The sequence below is a fragment of the Bifidobacterium sp. 7101 genome (assembly GCF_000499285.1).
Taxonomy (GTDB): Bacteria; Actinomycetota; Actinomycetes; order Actinomycetales; family Bifidobacteriaceae; genus Bombiscardovia; species Bombiscardovia apis_A.
On sequence record NZ_AWUN01000003.1, the window covers coordinates 207,500 to 224,597 of the forward strand.

General features: G+C 62.9%; 14 protein-coding genes. 12 read left to right on the top strand and 2 right to left on the bottom strand.

The features are described 5' to 3' along the window. Positions 1-8: 8 nt before the first annotated feature. On the bottom strand, positions 9-482 hold the full coding sequence (locus P272_RS0105590; RefSeq protein WP_029678558.1) for a prepilin peptidase: 474 nt from the start codon (positions 480-482) through the stop codon (positions 9-11). Positions 483-544: 62 nt separating this feature from the next. Here P272_RS0105590 and aroC point away from each other — a divergent pair, with 62 nt between their 5' ends. From aroC to P272_RS0105650, 12 genes are all read left to right on the top strand, one after another. Then, on the top strand, positions 545-1,738 hold the full coding sequence (gene aroC, locus P272_RS0105595; protein WP_029678559.1) for a chorismate synthase: 1,194 nt from the start codon (positions 545-547) through the stop codon (positions 1,736-1,738). A gap of 13 nt (positions 1,739-1,751) precedes the next feature. Next, the gene (locus P272_RS0105600) at positions 1,752-3,383 is read left to right on the top strand and encodes a bifunctional shikimate kinase/3-dehydroquinate synthase (protein WP_029678560.1); all 1,632 of its coding nucleotides are present in this window, start codon (positions 1,752-1,754) and stop codon (positions 3,381-3,383) included. Positions 3,384-3,407: 24 nt separating this feature from the next. Next, positions 3,408-3,857, top strand: a complete 450-nt coding sequence (gene aroQ, locus P272_RS0105605) for a type II 3-dehydroquinate dehydratase (protein ID WP_029678561.1) — start codon at positions 3,408-3,410, stop codon at positions 3,855-3,857. Then, positions 3,854-6,397 carry an excinuclease ABC subunit UvrA gene (locus P272_RS0105610; RefSeq protein WP_029678562.1) on the top strand — a complete coding sequence of 848 codons (2,544 nt, stop codon included), beginning with the start codon at positions 3,854-3,856 and terminating at the stop codon, positions 6,395-6,397. Before aroQ ends, P272_RS0105610 begins: the two co-directional genes overlap by 4 nt. A gap of 65 nt (positions 6,398-6,462) precedes the next feature. Then, a complete protein-coding gene (locus P272_RS0105615) occupies positions 6,463-8,127 on the top strand; it encodes a CTP synthase (protein WP_029678563.1) in 1,665 nt (554 codons plus the stop codon). 261 nt (positions 8,128-8,388) lie between these two features. Further along, positions 8,389-9,843 (top strand): Fe-S cluster assembly protein SufB, encoded by a 1,455-nt coding sequence (gene sufB, locus P272_RS0105620; RefSeq protein ID WP_216476236.1) that lies wholly within the window; start codon positions 8,389-8,391, stop codon positions 9,841-9,843. Beyond that, positions 9,843-11,069 carry a Fe-S cluster assembly protein SufD gene (sufD, locus tag P272_RS0105625; RefSeq protein ID WP_029678565.1) on the top strand — a complete coding sequence of 409 codons (1,227 nt, stop codon included), beginning with the start codon at positions 9,843-9,845 and terminating at the stop codon, positions 11,067-11,069. Before sufB ends, sufD begins: the two co-directional genes overlap by 1 nt. Position 11,070: 1 nt before the next feature. Beyond that, positions 11,071-11,850: a Fe-S cluster assembly ATPase SufC gene (gene sufC, locus P272_RS0105630; protein WP_029678566.1), complete on the top strand. Its 780-nt coding sequence runs from the start codon at positions 11,071-11,073 to the stop codon at positions 11,848-11,850. Positions 11,851-11,871: 21 nt separating this feature from the next. Then, positions 11,872-13,146 carry a SufS family cysteine desulfurase gene (locus tag P272_RS0105635; RefSeq protein ID WP_029678567.1) on the top strand — a complete coding sequence of 425 codons (1,275 nt, stop codon included), beginning with the start codon at positions 11,872-11,874 and terminating at the stop codon, positions 13,144-13,146. A 60-nt stretch (positions 13,147-13,206) separates the two neighbouring features. After that, a complete protein-coding gene (gene sufU, locus P272_RS0105640) occupies positions 13,207-13,794 on the top strand; it encodes a Fe-S cluster assembly sulfur transfer protein SufU (RefSeq protein WP_029678568.1) in 588 nt (195 codons plus the stop codon). Then, on the top strand, positions 13,791-14,513 hold the full coding sequence (locus P272_RS09630) for a metal-sulfur cluster assembly factor (protein WP_029678569.1): 723 nt from the start codon (positions 13,791-13,793) through the stop codon (positions 14,511-14,513). Before sufU ends, P272_RS09630 begins: the two co-directional genes overlap by 4 nt. Positions 14,514-14,614: 101 nt before the next feature. Next, positions 14,615-15,931, top strand: coding sequence for a uracil-xanthine permease family protein (locus tag P272_RS0105650; protein ID WP_029678570.1), 1,317 nt, complete (start codon positions 14,615-14,617; stop codon positions 15,929-15,931). A gap of 183 nt (positions 15,932-16,114) precedes the next feature. Here the strand turns inward: P272_RS0105650 and P272_RS0105655 are convergent, their stop codons facing one another. After that, entirely contained in the window at positions 16,115-16,981 is an 867-nt protein-coding gene (locus P272_RS0105655; RefSeq protein ID WP_029678571.1) for a TrmH family RNA methyltransferase, read from the bottom strand. Positions 16,982-17,098 lie beyond the last annotated feature (117 nt).

Sequence of the window (17,098 nt, forward strand, 5' to 3'; positions counted from 1 at the left end):
TGCCGGTCCTAGACGGCTTCAATGATCAGAGCCATCACCGCTGCGGCTAGGATGACCGGGACATAGGGCAGCGTGAGAGGGCTGTCTGTCCTTGGTGACCCGCGGCGGCGAGCCAACCAGACCAGTGCCAGGGCGACCAGTCCCAGCAGGCCCATCATCAGCCACCAGACCAGTATGGTCGTCCATCCCAGAACTGACAGGCTCAGGGCTACCAGACCCGTAGCCGTCACGTCACCCAATCCCAGGGCGCCGGGTCGGACCAGGGCCAGCAGGAGCTGGAGTCCTGCACATGCCAGAGTCAGCAACAGACACTGCGCGAGCATTATCGGCCGGGCCTGGATCAGTGAAAAGACCAGCAGGGTCACGGTCTGCAGCACCAGGCCCAAGAGCACCAGAAGACGGGGGACTCGCCGGGAGCGGATGTCGATCAGGGCCAGGAGGAGGGCGGTCAGCAGTCCCGGCGCTGGGATGAGGTAGACCATCTTCTAAGATAATCATAGGTAGCCCTAACCTGGCAAACGAGGAACGAACGAGGAGCTTGAATATGTTGCGCTGGCAGACGGCAGGGGAATCCCACGGAGAGGCCCTGGTGGCCATGATGGAGGGTCTGCCCGCAGGGGTCGCAGTATCCACCAAGGATATCGAATCGGCCCTGGCCCGTCGTCGGCTGGGCTATGGCCGTGGGGCCAGGATGGGCTTTGAGCAGGACAAGGTTCGGCTGCTGACCGGAGTCAGACATGGACGGACGCTGGGCTCACCAGTGGCCATCGAAATCGGCAACACGGAGTGGCCCAAGTGGGAGCGGATCATGAGCGTGGACGAGCTGCCCGCCGATCAGGAGCCCCCGGCGACCGGTCGCAATGCACCCCTGACCAGGCCTAGGCCGGGCCATGCAGATCTGACCGGCATGCGCAAGTACGGGTTTACGGATGCGCGTCCGGTCCTTGAGCGCTCCTCTGCCAGGGAGACCGCTTCCAGGGTGGCCCTGGGATCGGTGGCCGCCGACTTCCTGCAACAGGCCCTGGGCATACGGACCGTCTCCCATGTCATCTCCATAGCGGGGGTCGGCCTGGAGGGGCATGAGGCTACGCCCGGCCCTGAGGACGGACCCGCCTTGGACGCTTCCCCGGTCAGGACCCTGGACAAGGACGCCGAGAAGCGGATGATGGCCAGGATCGACCAGATCAAGAAGGACGGCGACACCGCCGGTGGGGTCTTTGAGGTCATCGCTTATGGCGTTCCAGCAGGCCTGGGCACCTATGTGGAGGACGACCGGCGTCTGGATGCCGCCCTGGCCAGTGCCTTCATGGGCATTCAGGCCATCAAGGGTGTGGAGATCGGCGATGGATTCAGCGAGGCTGACCGACCCGGTTCACAGGCCCATGACGAGATGGAGCCCGGTCCGGACGGCACCATTCGCAGACTCAGCAACCATGCGGGCGGCCTTGAGGGCGGCACCTCCAACGGCCAGCCCATCAGGGTGAGGGCCGCCATGAAGCCCATCTCCTCGGTACCCCGGGCCCTGCGCACGGTGGATGTGGCCACCGGCCAGCCTGCCCAGGCCATCCATCAGCGTTCCGACGTGACCGCCGTGCCTGCCGCCGCAGTGATCGGCGAAGCCATGATGAACCTGACATTGGCGCGATTCGCCTTGGAGAAGTTCGGCGGCGACTCGCTCGAGGAGGTTCGGCGCAACGCCCAGGCCTACCTTCAGTCCTGGCCCGAGCATCTTCGGTGAAGGGCGTAATCGCATGATTGACAGCAGCAGCATGCCCAAGGCCGTCGTCATCGGCATGCCCGGCGCGGGCAAGACCCGTCTGGGCAGGGAGACGGCCGCCCTGATCAAGGCGCCCTTCCGGGATACGGACCAGTGTATCGAAGAAGAGGCAGGCCAAACGGTCAGTGAGATCTTCGACACTCAAGGCGAGCAGGCTTTCCGTGACATGGAAACCCGGGCGGTCCTGGACCTCCTGAAGGATTTTCCCGGCGGCATCCTCTCCCTGGGGGGAGGGGCTCCCATGAGTACCGGGGTCTTCCAGGCGCTACAGGACTATCGGCGGGCAGGCGGTGCTGTAGTCTACCTGCAGATCGACCCCGAGGAAGGGGTCACCCGGGCGGCTCGCTCGGATCATCGTCCTCTTCTTCGTGGCGGTGCATCGGAGCGCTGGATGGCTCTCTATCGCGAGCGTCGCAGCGTCTACCAGGAGCTGGCCACCATCACCCTCAAATCCAGGAACACCACCCCCCGTGCCCTGGCCCGACGGCTGGCCGATGCCCTGACTGAGCGGGTGGTTCACGTCAGCGGTCCCGACCCCTACGATGTGAGGATCGGTGCAGGCGTGACCGGGCGACTGCATGAGCTGCTTGGTGACCAGACCATGAGGGTCGCTCTGATTCACACCCAGCCGGTCCAACGCCATTCCGACCATGCCCGGGCCCTGCTTCGACAAGCCGGGTATCAGGTAGTGGATCTGACCATTCCCGACGCGGAGGCCGGCAAGACCATCCAGGTCAGCCAGGGTATCTGGGAGCGCCTGGCCACTGAGGGCTTCACCCGCTCCGACGCGGTCGTGGGACTGGGCGGGGGAGCGGCCACAGACCAGGCCGGGTTCATCGCCGCCACCTGGATGCGGGGCATCCGCTATGTGAACTGCCCCACCTCCCTGTTGGCCATGGTCGATGCCTCCACCGGGGGCAAAACGGGCATCAACCTGGAGCAGGGCAAGAATCTGGTCGGCAGCTTCTATACCCCTGCCGGCGTATTGGCTGATTTGCGGACCCTGCGGACCCTGCCCAATGACATCTTTGTAGAGGGTCTGGGCGAGGTGGCCAAGTCCGGATTCATCATGGACGGAGGCATCCTGCGCGAGCTGGAGGAGCGAGCCGAGTCCTTGCGTGCCTTCGATGGTCAGGAGTCCGACCAGTGGCTGGGTACGGTTGTTCAGGATCTGATCGAACGCACCGTCGAGGTCAAGGCCCGGCACGTCTCTGTCGACCTCAAGGAGTCCGGCTTGCGGGAGTTCCTCAACTACGGGCACACCCTGGGCCACGCCATCGAAAAGATCGAACACTTCACCTGGCGGCATGGTCAGGCCGTGTCCGTGGGCATGGTCTTCGCAGCCGAGCTGGCCAGGATCACCGGCCACCTGGATCAGGATGCGGTCGACTATCATCGGCAGCTTCTGTCCTCCCTGGGACTGAGGACCTGGTGGAATGGGGGAGACTTCGACCAGGTGCTGGCCCTCATGCATCGGGACAAAAAGGCCCGTGGCAACAAGTTGCGGTTTATCATTCTTGATGGTTTGGGCAAACCCACCCACCTGGACGACCCGCCGGTCTCGGCGATCAAGGAGGCCTTCCAGGCCATACGCAAGGAGGAATGACAGATGGCGGATGCCGACAAGGGCATGCAGAAGGTTCTGGTGGTCAACGGACCCAACCTGGGTCGGCTGGGTGTGCGCGACCCTGATGTCTATGGTCGTCAGGATCTGGCGACTCTGACCCGGGACTGCGAAGACTGGGGTCAGCAGCTGGGTCTGGATGTTCAGGTGCTGCAGTCGGACGACGAGGGCCAGGTCATCCGCTGGATGCACCAGGCGGTGGATCAGCGCAGTGCAGTGGTGCTCAACCCCGCCGCCTTCACCCACTACAGCTATGGGCTTGCCGATGCCGCCGTCCAGGTCACCCAGGTGGGGCTGCCGCTGATGGAGGTCCATATTTCCAATCCCTCGTCCAGAGAGGCCTTCCGTCGGCGCAGTGTCATCTCGCCGGTGGCCACCGGCACCATCACCGGCATGGGCTTCTACGGCTACCGGCTGGCCCTGGAGGCTGTGGCCCACCTGCTGGAGACCGCATGAGCGACAGCGGGGAGACCGGCAGGAAACTTTCCGCACCGCCCGAGGCCATCCTTGTCCGTGGCGCCAGGGTCCACAACCTGCGCAACCTGGATGTCGACATTCCTTTGAACCGCCTGGTGGGCATCGCCGGGGTCTCGGGCTCCGGCAAGTCCTCCCTGGCTCTGGGGGTCCTCTATGCCGAGGGTTCCCGCCGCTACCTGGAATCCCTGTCCACCTACACCAGAAGGCGGATGACCCAGGCCCAGCGTCCCCAGGTGGAGTCGGTGCGTTTCCTGCCTCCTGCCCTGGCCCTGCGCCAACGCCCGGGTGTGGGCGGCATGCGCTCCACCTTCGGCACCGCCACCGAGCTGCTCAACGTGCTCAGGCTGATGTTCTCCCGGCTGGCCAGCCATGTCTGCCCCAATGGCCATCGCCAGGAGCCCACCCTGGCTGTGGCGGCCGAGATGCCCATCACCTGCCCGGTCTGCGGCGCTGAAGTGGAGCCTCCCAGCGCCGAGGAGCTGGCCTTCAACTCCCTGGGAGCCTGCCCTACCTGCCAGGGGACCGGGACCGTGCGCGAGGTGGACGATGCCACCCTGGTTCCCGATGACAGCCTGACCATCGACCAGGGGGCCGTGGTGCCCTGGCGGACCTTCGGCTTCAACGTCCAGCCCGACATCGTGCGCGAGTTCGGAGTCCGCACAGATGTGCCCTGGCGGGATCTGACCGATCGGGAGCGGAAGATCGTCTTCGAGGGGCCGGCCGAGAAGAAGCACATCACCATTACTTCGATCAAGGGTGTCCACGAGCTGGACTTCACCTTCCGCAACGCACGGCTGACCGTGACTGAGGAGCTCAAGAGGGCCAACGACGACAAGCGCCTGGCCAAGGTGGCCAAGTTCCTGACCGAACGGACCTGCCCGGACTGCAACGGCACGAGGCTCAACCAGCGGGCGCGTCTGCCAGAGATCAACGGTGACAATCTGGCCGAGGTTACCTCCTGGCCCTTGGATCGGGTGCTGGACTGGGGTCGGAAGCTGCCGCCCACGCTGCCCGCACCCATGCGGCCCATGGCTTCGGCCCTCTGCAAGACTCTGGACGAGATGGGCAGACGGTTGATCCAATTGGGACTGAGCTACCTGACCCTGGACCGCTCCAGCGCATCCCTATCCACAGGTGAGCGGCAACGGGCCCAGCTGGCCAGGGCCGTGCGTAATGAGACCACAGGCGTGCTCTATGTGCTGGACGAGCCCTCGACCGGCCTGCATCCTGCCAATCTGGAGGGGCTGATAGGGGTCATGCGCGATCTGCTGGCTGACGGCAATTCGGTGGTTTTCGTCGACCACGACGTCAAGGTTCTGGAATCAGCCGATTATTTGATTGAAATGGGTCCCGGAGCTGGGGAGCGCGGCGGCAGGATTCTGTCCCAGGGGGCCCCTGAACAGATTGCCGCTAATTCGGACTCACGCATAGCCGGCTTTTTGGATGGACGCGAATCCGTTTTGGTACGGGACCGGCATCCCATGCCTGCAGAGGATGAGTGGATCCGCATGCAGTCAGGGCCCATTCACACGGTCCATCCCCTGGACCTGGCCATTCCGCGTGGGTGCATGACGGCTGTGACCGGCGTCTCCGGCTCCGGCAAGACCACTATGATCCTGGAGTCCCTGGTCCCGGCCCTGCAGGCCCGCATCCAGGGCGACTCCATGCCCAAGCATGTGCACAGTCTGGACCCGGCCGGCATCGACAGAGTTCGCCTGGTGGACTCCTCGCCCATAGGCATCAACGTGCGCTCCACAGTGGCCACCTACTCGGGGCTCATGGACCGGCTGCGCCGCCTCTTCGCGGCCACTGACCAGGCGAAAAAGGAGAAGCTGGGCATTTCGGCTTTCTCCTACAACACAGGATCGCTGCGCTGTCCCCAATGCGACGGCACCGGCCAGATCAGTCTGGATGTGCAGTTCCTGCCGGACATCCCCATCACCTGCCCCAGTTGCCATGGTCGTCGATACCGTCCGGAGGCCGAGCACTACCGCCTGTCCACGCCGGCCCACCCGGAGCCGATGAGCCTGCCCGATCTGCTGGCCATGGAGGTGGGCCGGGCCCTGGAGGTCTTCGCACAAGTCCGTGAGTACACGGCCATCCGCCGAGGCCTGCAGACACTGAAGGACCTGGGCCTGGACTACCTGACTCTTGGGGAGGACACCCCTTCCCTGTCTGGCGGGGAGGCCCAGCGTCTGAAGCTGTCCAACGAGCTGGGTCGCAGGCAGAATGGCTCCATGTTCGTCCTGGACGAGCCCACCACCGGCCTGCATCCCTTGGATGTGCGCGTCCTGATCGGAGTGCTGGAGCGCCTGGTCAGCAAGGGGGCCACGGTGGTCTTCATCGAGCACGATCTGGACATGATCGCCAACGCCGACCATGTGGTCGACATGGGCCCGGGCGGCGGCGATCGTGGAGGAAGAATCGTGGCCCAGGGCGACCCTGAATCAGTGGCCCGCAACCCGGATTCAGTGACCGGCCGCTACCTGGCCGACCACCTGCATCTGGAGCGTGTCTGAATTCGTCCTTCCTCCTCGAGTGTTGGCAGCTTTCTGGTCGTTCCTGCCTGATAGGCTGAAGTTCCATGGTCAGAGAACATGGAAATTCGCAAGGGCATATCACCAAACACATTTTCGTCACCGGCGGCGTGGTCTCTTCACTAGGCAAGGGACTGACCGCATCCTCTCTTGGCCGGTTGCTGAGAAGCCGCGGAATCCGCGTTCTTCAACAGAAGCTGGATCCATACATCAACGTCGATCCGGGAACCATGAACCCCTTCCAACACGGCGAGGTCTACGTGACCGAGGACGGGGCCGAAACCGATCTGGACATCGGCCACTATGAGCGTTTCACCGACGTCTTCCTCTCCCAGAAGGCCAACGTGACCACCGGTCAGATTTATCAGTCCGTTCTGCGCAAGGAGCGGGCGGGGGAGTACCTGGGTCAGTGCGTCCAGGTCATTCCCCACGTTACCAACGAGATCAAGAGCCGCATGCGGGCCCAGGCCAGCGACGATGTGGATGTGATCATCACCGAGATCGGCGGGACTGTTGGCGACATCGAGTCCCAGCCCTTCATGGAGGCCGCACGCGAGGTTCGTCGGGACATCGGCCCGGACAACTGCATGTTCGTCCATGTCTCCCTGGTGCCATACGTGGCCGCCGCCCACGAGCTGAAGACCAAGCCCACCCAGCACTCGGTCATGGCCCTGCGCCAGCTGGGCATCGCCCCCGATGCCCTGGTGCTGCGCTCGGACCGGCCGCTCAACCAGGCCATCAAGGACAAGATCTCCCTGATGTGCGACGTGGATGCTGAAGGTGTGGTCAACTGCGTGGATGCGCCCAGCATCTACGACGTGCCCAAGATCCTCTACAAGGAGGGTCTGGATACCTACGTGGTCCGCAAGCTTGGGCTGCCCTTCCACGATGTCGATTGGAACGAGTGGGAGGACCTGCTGGATCGGGTCCACAATCCCCGTACCAAGGTGGCCATCGCCATCGTGGGCAAGTACATCGACCTGCCTGACGCCTACCTGTCGGTCATCGAGGCGTTGAAGGCCGGCGGCTTCGCCAACCGGTCCCAGGTGGAGGTCAAGCTGGTGGCAGCCGACACCTGCGAGACCATGGATGGCGCCCGGAAGGCCTTGGAGGGTGTAGACGGCATCGTGGTCCCCGGAGGCTTCGGCATCCGTGGCATCGAGGGCAAGATCGGTGCCCTGCGCTACGCCCGCGAGACCGGCTTGCCCGCCCTGGGTCTCTGCCTGGGACTGCAGTCCATGGTCATCGAGTTCGCCCGCCACGTCCTGGGGCTGGAGGATGCCAACTCCTCGGAGTTCGAGCCTGACTGCGAGAACCCGGTCATCGCCACCATGGAGGAGCAGAAGGACATCGTGGCCGGCCATGGCGACATGGGCCACACCATGCGGCTGGGCGCCTACCCGGCAGTGCTCAAGCCCGACTCCCTGGTGGCCCGACTCTACGGTTCCACCGAGATCTCCGAGCGCCACCGCCACCGCTATGAGGTCAACGTGGCCTACAAGGAGCGGCTGGACAAGGCCGGCCTGCATATCTCGGGCACCAGCCCGGACGGGCAGCTGACCGAGTTCGTGGAGCTCTCCCAGGATCAGCACCCCTTCTATGTGGGAACCCAGGCCCACCCGGAGTTCAAGTCCCGGCCCACCAAGCCGCACCCCCTCTTCGCCGGTCTGGTCAAGGCCAGCCTGGAGCACGGAGGTCAGGAGGCCGCCTGAGGTCGATTCGTTTTCAAAAACGTTGACTATGATCGCCCGTTTCCCTCTTATGGGGAGGCGGGCGATTGTCCGTATTAGCGCTTTTGTCAAGAGGGCGGGCTGGATTCCTTAGAGAGCGTAAGCCCAGGTCTGGCGGTTCACTACGGTCCCGGTTATCCTGTAATGGTGTGAACGGCCGCATATGGCGGCCGTGCGTGTGTTAGGAGGTCTCAGCTCGTGGACAGCACCTCGCAGCGGACAGACACATCGCGGGATGTGGAAATGAGCCAATACGTGGCCGACCGCTCCCGCGTCAATGAAGAAAAAATCAAAAAAGACGACCAGATCATCTCCGAGTTCGGCGACTATACCTATGGTTGGCACGACTCCGACGATGCCGGGCGCAACGCCCACAAGGGCATTGACGAGGACGTGGTCCGTGCCATCTCGGCCGACAAGGGCGAGCCTGACTGGATGCTGCAGATGCGTCTCAAGGGTTATCGGGCCTTCATGGAGAAGCCCATGCCCAAGTGGGGCGTGGATTTAAGCGGGTTCGACGCCGACGACTTCAAGTACTACGTCAAGCCCTTGAAGGAGCAGGCCAAGGACTGGAAGGACCTGCCCGACGACATCCGCACCACCTACGATCGGCTGGGCATCCCCGAGGCCGAGAAGAAGCGGCTGGTCTCCGGAGTGGCCGCCCAGTACGAATCCGAGGTCATCTACAACTCCATCCGCGACGATCTGCGCAAGCAGGGGGTTATCTTCCTGGATACGGATACGGCTCTCAGGGAGTACCCGGACCTCTTCCGCAAGTACTTCGCCACGGTCATCCCTCCGGACGACAACAAGTTTGCGGCTTTGAACACGGCGGCCTGGTCAGGCGGCTCCTTCGTCTACGTACCCAAGGGGGTCCATGTGGACATCCCCCTGCAGGCCTACTTCCGTATCAACACGCCCAACATGGGTCAGTTCGAGCGCACACTGATCATCGCCGACGAGGGTTCCTACGTCCATTACGTGGAGGGCTGCACGGCCCCCATCTACTCCACTGACTCCCTGCATGCGGCCAATGTGGAGATCGTGGTCGAGCCTCACGCCCGTGTGCGCTACACCACGGTCCAGAACTGGTCCAACAACGTCTACAACCTGGTCACCCAGCGCGCCTATGTGCGCGAGGGCGGTACCATGGAGTGGGTGGACGGCAACATCGGATCCAAGGCCACCATGAAGTACCCGGCCTGCATCCTGGCCGAGCCCTACGCCAAGGCCGAGACCCTCTCCCTGGGCTTCGCCGGCAAGGGACAGTACCAGGATACGGGCGCCAAGATGATTCACCTGGCACCCCACACCTCCTCCACCATCGTCTCCAAGTCCATCTCCCGCAACGGGGGAAGGGCCGCATACCGAGGCTTGGTCAAGATCATCAAGGGCGCTGAGAAGTCCTCTTCCTCGGTGGTCTGCGACGCCTTGCTGGTGGACGACTACTCCCGCTCGGACACCTACCCGCACGTGGACGTTCGCGAGGACGACGTCTCCATGGCCCACGAGGCCACCGTCTCCAAGGTCTCCGAGGACCAGCTCTTCTATCTGATGAGCCGAGGCCTTGAGGAGAAGGAGGCCATGGGCATGATCGTGCGCGGGTTCGTAGAACCCATCTCCCGGCAGCTGCCTATGGAGTACGCGTTGGAGCTCAACCGCTTGGTCGAATTGCAGATGGAGGGTTCGGTAGGCTGATGTCACAAAACAGCGAAATAACCATTCCGCATGCGGATCCCAAGGATCCCTATGCTTTCCCGGCCACCATGCCGTCTAGCGCCGACAAGGAGCCACGTTCCTTCAACCCTGATGACTTCCCCATGCCCACCCGCAAGCAGGATGACTGGCGGTTCACCCCCATCGACCGGATGGAGGAGTTCTTCACCGTCTTCAAGCCCAGCGGCCTGACCAAGGTCTCGGTCTCCATGATCGACGGGTCCGAACCGCCCGCAGATCAGGTCAGCTACAGCCAGATTCCCATGAATCAGGCCCCCTGCGGCACCGTCCTCAAGCCCAGCGACCGAGCAGCCGCTGTGGAATGGGCCAGCGGCAAACAGGCGACTGTGGTCAACCTCAAAGGCACCCTGGACCAGCCTGTGCTGGTCCGTGTCAACGGTGGCGGCCCTGAACTGGACGCCTTCCACCTGGTCATCAAGGCAGAGGCTGGCACCAAGGCCGATCTGGTTGTCGAGCACCAGGGCCAGGCCCGTCTGGCTGAGGGCGTTGAAATCGACATCGGTGACAATTCGCAGATGTCGACCACCTTCATCCAGGAGTGGGACAAGGGCAGCAAGCATGTAGGCAACCACCGTATTCACCTGGGTGCCGAGGCATCCCTGCGCCACTCTGTGGTCAGCCTGGGCGGCGATGTGGTGCGGCTGCGCATGGACCAGGACTTCGGCGGCGAGCAGGGTGACCTGAACATGCTGGGTATCTACTTCGTCGATCCCGGCCAGCACATGGAGCACCGGACCATGGTGGTGCACAACCATCCCAACTGCAAGTCCCGTGTGGTCTACAAGGGGGCCTTGGACGGCATCGGCGCGCACACAACATGGGTGGGCAACGCGCTCATTCAGCCCACTGCGCCTGGAACCGACTCCTATGAGCTCAACCGGAACCTGGTGCTGACCCCTGGGGCCATCGCCGATTCCGAGCCCAACCTGGAGATCGAGAACGGCGACATCATCGGGGCAGGCCATGCCAGCTCGGTTGGACGCTTCGACGACGAGGAGCTCTTCTACCTGCAGTCCCGCGGCATCCCCGAGCAGGAGGCCCGCAAGCTGGTGGTTCGAGGCTTCTTCGGTGAGCTGGTGGAGGAGATTGACGTCCCCAGCGTCTCCGGGCACCTGATGGGGGTCATCGACCGCAGGCTGGCGGCCGGCGAGGATCAAGAGATGCAGCACGTTTTGGAGGAGAACTGACATGTCCACATTGGAAATCAAGGATCTGCACGTCTCAGTGGAGACGAAAGAGGGTCGCAAGCAGATCCTCAAGGGTGCCACGCTGACCGTCCACTCCGGCGAGACACACGCCATCATGGGGCCCAACGGGTCGGGCAAGTCCACCCTGGCCTACACCTTGGCCGGACATCCCAAGTACGAGGTGGATTCGGGCCAGGCCCTGCTGGATGGGCAGGATCTGCTCAAGATGACCCCGGACGAGCGGGCCAAGGCCGGGCTCTTCCTGGCCATGCAGTACCCGGTCGAGGTGCCGGGTGTGTCCATGACCAACTTCCTCCGTACCGCCAAGACCGAGGTCGACGGCAAGGCTCCGGCTATCCGCCAGTGGACCAAGGATCTGAATGAGGCCATGAAGCGGCTGCGCATGGATCCCAAGTTCGCACAGCGCTCGGTCAATGAGGGCTTCTCCGGCGGCGAGAAGAAGCGGGCCGAAGTCCTGCAGTTGGAGCTGCTCAAGCCCAAGTTCGCCATTCTGGATGAAACCGACTCGGGGCTGGACGTGGACGCTCTGCGCATCGTCTCCGAGGGGGTCAACAGAGCCAAGGAGAACACGGGCATGGGTGTGCTCATGGTCACCCACTACACCAGGATTCTCAAGTACATCAAGCCAGACATCGTCCACGTCTTCGCCGATGGCCGCTTTGTGAAGACCGGCGGCCCCGAGCTGGCCGACACCCTGGAGGAGACCGGGTACGACCAGTACCTGCCCGAGGGTGCCGACTCCGAATCGGCTCTGGCCTGAGGATAAGAGAAGAGGTCCGCAATGGTTATCGATGACAGCATTCGGCAGCAGTTTCCGATTCTGGACCAGCAGGTGCATGGCCACCCCCTGGTCTATCTGGATTCGGCCGCCACTGCCCAGAAACCCCTGGCGGTCATCGATGCCGTTCGGGACTTCTACTTGAAGGACAACGCCGGGGTGCACCGAGGGGCCCATGAGTTGGCAGCCCGCAGCACCATGGCCTTTGAGCATGCCCGCTCCCGCGTGGCCGCCCTGGTCGGCGCGGAGGGCCGGGAGGGCGGCGAGGAGATCGTGGTCACTGCCGGGGCCACTGCCGCTCTGAACCTGCTGGCCACTGCCTTCGGCAATGCCAGCCTGGGTCGCGGAGGCAAGGCGGCACAGCGATTCGCCCTGAAGCCCGGGGATGAGGTCGTGGTCAGCAAGGCTGAGCACCACTCGGTCCTCCTGCCCTTCCAGGAGCTTTGCTACCGGACTGGGGCGGTCCTCAGGTACTTCGATCTGGATCCGGAGGGCCGCGTTCTGGCCGATACTGCCGATCAGGTCATTACGGAGCGGACCAAGGTGGTCGCCGTCACCCACGTCAGCAATGTGACCGGTGCCATCACAGACATCAAGCCCATCGTCCGCCGTGCCCACCAGGTGGGCGCCCTGGTGGTGTTGGATGTTTGCCAGTCGGTGCCTCATCTGCCTGTGGACCTGCACGCCATGGACGTGGACTTCGCCGCCTGGAGTGCTCACAAGATGTATGGCCCCACGGGCGTGGGCTTCCTCTATGGCCGCCGAGAGCTGCTCGAGGCCCTGCCTCCGGCATCGTTCGGCGGATCCATGGTGGAGCTGGCCTACCTGGACCGTCCAGCCAGTTATATGGATCCTCCGGCCCGGTTCGAGGCCGGCACCCAGCCGGTTGCACAGATGATTGGGGCTGGTGCGGCTGCCGATTGGCTGATGAATTTGGGCATGGAGAATGTGGCCGAACACGAGAAGGCCATCACCATCGGTCTGTTGAGGCTGGGGGAGTTGGACGGAGTACGCATCCTAGGGCCAACCACCCCAGAGGACCGGATCGGTACGGTCGCCTTTGATGTGCAAGGTGTTCATCCCCATGACGTGGGCCAGTATGTGGATTCGCGCGGCATTGCCATCCGCGTAGGGCACCACTGCGCCCAACCGGTGCATCGTCACTTTGGCTTGATGGCATCCAACCGGGCCTCGACCGGCGTTTACAATACCGTGGCCGACACGGATGCCCTGCTGGATGCCGTCTCTGGAGTCCGCAAGTTCTTCCGAGTGGCCTGAGGGCATTCACCGGCAGCGCATAGACGGATTTAGCAAAGACATACTGGTAGGTTTAAGGACATGGCGGATTTCGGGATGGATGACGAGGAACTGGAGCAGATGTACCAGGAGGTGATCCTGGACGCCGCCCGGAAACCTCACGGACGTGTAGGGGATCAGGCTGATGCGGGGGAGGACCCGGATGGCGACGGCGTGACCATCAGGGTGGAGCACGAGGCCTGCTTGGCTGCCGAGTCCCATCAGTTCAATCCCACCTGCGGGGATCAGGCAACCATCCATGTGGAGGTGGCGCCCGGCGAGCAGGGAGGCCCCGACCTCATCCAGCGAATCGCCTGGCAGGGTTCGGGTTGTTCAATCAGTCAGGCCAGCCTGTCCATCATGGTGGACCTGGTTCAGGGGCAGACCGTTGATCATGCCTTGGACCTGGCTGCCGACTTCCGCAAGCTCATGGAATCGCGTGGAGCTGGACTCGAGGACGAGCAGGTCCAGGACGCTCTTGGCGATGCCATGGTCTTCCAGGGCGTGTCCAAGTACCCCATGCGAATCAAGTGCGCCCTGTTGGGCTGGGAGGGCATGAAGGCTTCGGTGGCCCAGGCTCTGTCGGCTGGGCAAAAGGGCGACAAAGGTGAGAAGGAGGAGCAGGTATGAGCGGCAATACGAATCTGGTGCCCGAACCCCAGGACTCCATCCTGGCCTCGGTGGGCAGAGCCATCAGCGATCCAGGTACGGCACAGGCCTTGGCCAGCAATCCCCTTGGCGCGGAAACGGTTCTGAAATCGGCCGAGGGTGGTTCCATGCGTCAGGTTGATGGCCAGGCTGACAAGAAGTCCGATTCGGCTAAGTCCGACGATCAGCCTGCCGACCACGATGCCCCTGACGCTTCCGCTGAAAGTTCAGCGACGGTTCAGGGTTCGAATGATGAATCCTCGACTAGTGCCTCAGCCGCCAATGGTGAGAAGGCTGCGGATCAAAATGCCGCTGATGCCGAGGCTGCCGCTGAGGAAGCCATCCCTCTGAAGGCCGTCGACGACATAGGCCGGGCCACCGCCGAGGATGTCAGGGAGGCCCTGCACCAGGTCATCGATCCCGAGCTGGGCATCGATGTGGTCGACCTAGGGCTGGTCTATGGCATAGAAATCGACGAATTGGGACGAGCCATCATCACCATGACCCTGACCACGCCGGCCTGCCCGCTGACTGATCTGATTGAGGACCAGTGCGCCAGCGTCCTGGCGGGCCTGGTCGAGGAGTTCCGCATCGACTGGACCTGGTCGCCGCGCTGGACTCTGGACATGATTACTCCTGAAGGGCGCGAGCAGCTGGCCGCCATCGGCTTCAACTTCGATAATATGCCCACCTATCAGTGAGACCATCCTCCCGGTAGACTATCCCGGGTCCTCCCATGCGAATATACTGATGTTTCCGGTCCGCCGTGACCGGCACGGCGCATGAGAGAAAGCACAGTGAAATGGCATTGTCCATGGGCTGGAAACTGCATGGGGACGGGAAAACATTGGCTCCGGGCGAAGTGGTGGAACCCGATGAGCGACTCACATGGCCACGTACGGCGGGAATCGGTGCCCAGCATGTCATCGCCATGTTCGGCTCCACATTCCTGGTTCCTATTCTGACGGGCTTCGACCCCTCTACAACCCTCTTCTTCACGGCCATGTCCACGGCCCTCTTTCTGCTGATCAACCGTAACCGTCTGCCCTCTTACCTGGGCAGCTCCTTCGGCTTCATCGCCCCGGTTCTGGCGGTGACCACCGCCCACAAGGGTCTGGCTGTGGCCTCCTTCGGAATCATGGTCACCGGCGCCCTGCTCTTCCTGATCGGCCTGATCGTCCACTTTGCCGGCTCGCGATGGATCGATATGATCATGCCGCCGGTGGTCAACGGTGCCATTGTGGCCATCATCGGCTTCAACCTGGCTCCCTCGGCATGGAAGAACTTCAAGTCGGCCCCGCTGACCGCCCTGGTCACCCTGGTGGCCGTCATGCTGATAGCAGTCCTCTTCAAGGGTCTGATCGGCCGTCTCAACATCCTTCTAGGTGTCATCGTCGGCTACATCTTCGCGGTCACCCAGGGGCAGGTCGACTTCGCGGCTGTGGAAAAGGCCGCCTGGTTCGGTCTGCCTCACTTCCACACACCTCAGGCCGACCCATCCGTCCTGGCCATGTTCATCCCCGTGGTGCTGGTCCTGGTGGCCGAGAACATCGGTCACGTCAAGTCGGTGGCCCTGATGACCGGCCGCGATTATGACGATCAGATCGGCACCGCGCTGATGGCCGACGGACTGGGCACCACGCTGGCCGGACTGGGCGGAGGCTCGGGAACCACCACCTATGCAGAGAACATCGGCGTCATGGCCGCCACCAAGGTCTACTCCACGGCCGCCTACTGGTGCGCCGCCATTTTCGCTTTCCTGCTCTCCCTCTGCCCCAAGTTCGGAGCCATCATCAACACCATCCCCACCGGCGTTCTGGGCGGGGTCACCACCATGCTCTACGGCATGATCGGCATGCTGGGCATCCGCATCTGGGTTGAGAACAAGGTGGACTTCGGCAAGTCCGTCAACATGACCGTGGGTGCCGTCGTCATGATCGTGGGCATAGCCGACTTCACCTTTGCGGTTGCCGGGGTCAGTTTCAACGGCATCGCCATCGGCTCTGTGGCTACGCTGGTCATGTACCACGGTCTCAAGGCCATCGGCCGCTGGCGGGGAACCATCGACCCTGACGACTACATTCATGAGGATTCGCAGGCCGTCTCCCAGCAGAGCTGATTGCGCCTGGGTTGCCAACCTTCCTTGGTTACTTGACACGCGAACTTTGGTCTGTTGCCAAGTATTGCCTGATGTTAATGGTTACCCGATATTGAGCCATGAAGTGAATAAACTCAGGTCAGCAGGAATTTGCTACGCAGCAGAGGGCCCAGTTGGTTGGTTGGTGCAGCCAGCTGGCAAGGCTCAGCTACCATGCTGGGGTCTGGTTGCGTAGAAGGCTACGGCGCTTGAGGCGGCCACATTCAGGCTGTCCACCTCGTGGCTCATGGGGATGCGCACGGTCAGGTCCGCTCGGGCAATGGTCCTGTGGCTTAGCCCATCGCCTTCGGTACCAAATATTAGGGCCAGGCGATCGATCTGGTCGGGCCCAGGCCCCAGCCGCTCCGTCAGTTCATCCAGGCTGATGGCATCCCGGTTCAGGGCCATGGCTGCCGTGGTGAAGCCCAAATCGTGTAGTTGGTACATGCCCTGGTCGGGCCAGGCGTGGACGTCGTCGCCACCAATCCTGGTCCAGGGAACCTGAAAGACAGTGCCCATGGAGACCCTTGCAGCCCTGCGGTAGAGAGGGTCAGAGCAGGAAGGGGTTACCAGTACCGCATCCACCTGCAGGGCTGCCGCTGAACGCATCAGTGCGCCGATGTTGGTGTGATCAACAATGTTCTCCATGACGGCCACCCGCCTTGCCGAGCGGCAAACCTGCTCCACAGTGGGCAGAGGCCAGCGCCTCATGGCGGCTAGTGCGCCCCGATGCAGCCGGTAGCCGGTGATGGCTTTGAGCTGCGCTGGGCTGGCGACGTAGACGGGAATGTCGGGTCCGAAGGTTGCGTCCACCTGGTCGAACATGGAATGCATCCCCTCCAGCCAGGGCTCTTCCACCAGGAAGGAGATAGGCTCAACCCCGGCATCCAGGGCGCGGGCGATGACCTTGGGGGACTCGGCGATAAACAGGCCCTTGGCGGGTTCCAGGCGGTTGCGCAGCTGAGGCTCGGTCAGCCTGGTGTAGGCCTCGATTCTGTCATCCTCGATGGAGTCGATTCTCACCTTGAGCACGCCTTCAGTTCCTCCTTCTGGTCCTGGTAACAGCATAGGCGGCGCGACCGAAAACCGAGCATGAGACATTTTCGATGGAGAGCTCGAATAATAGGTCAGAAAGAGCCGTACCGATCA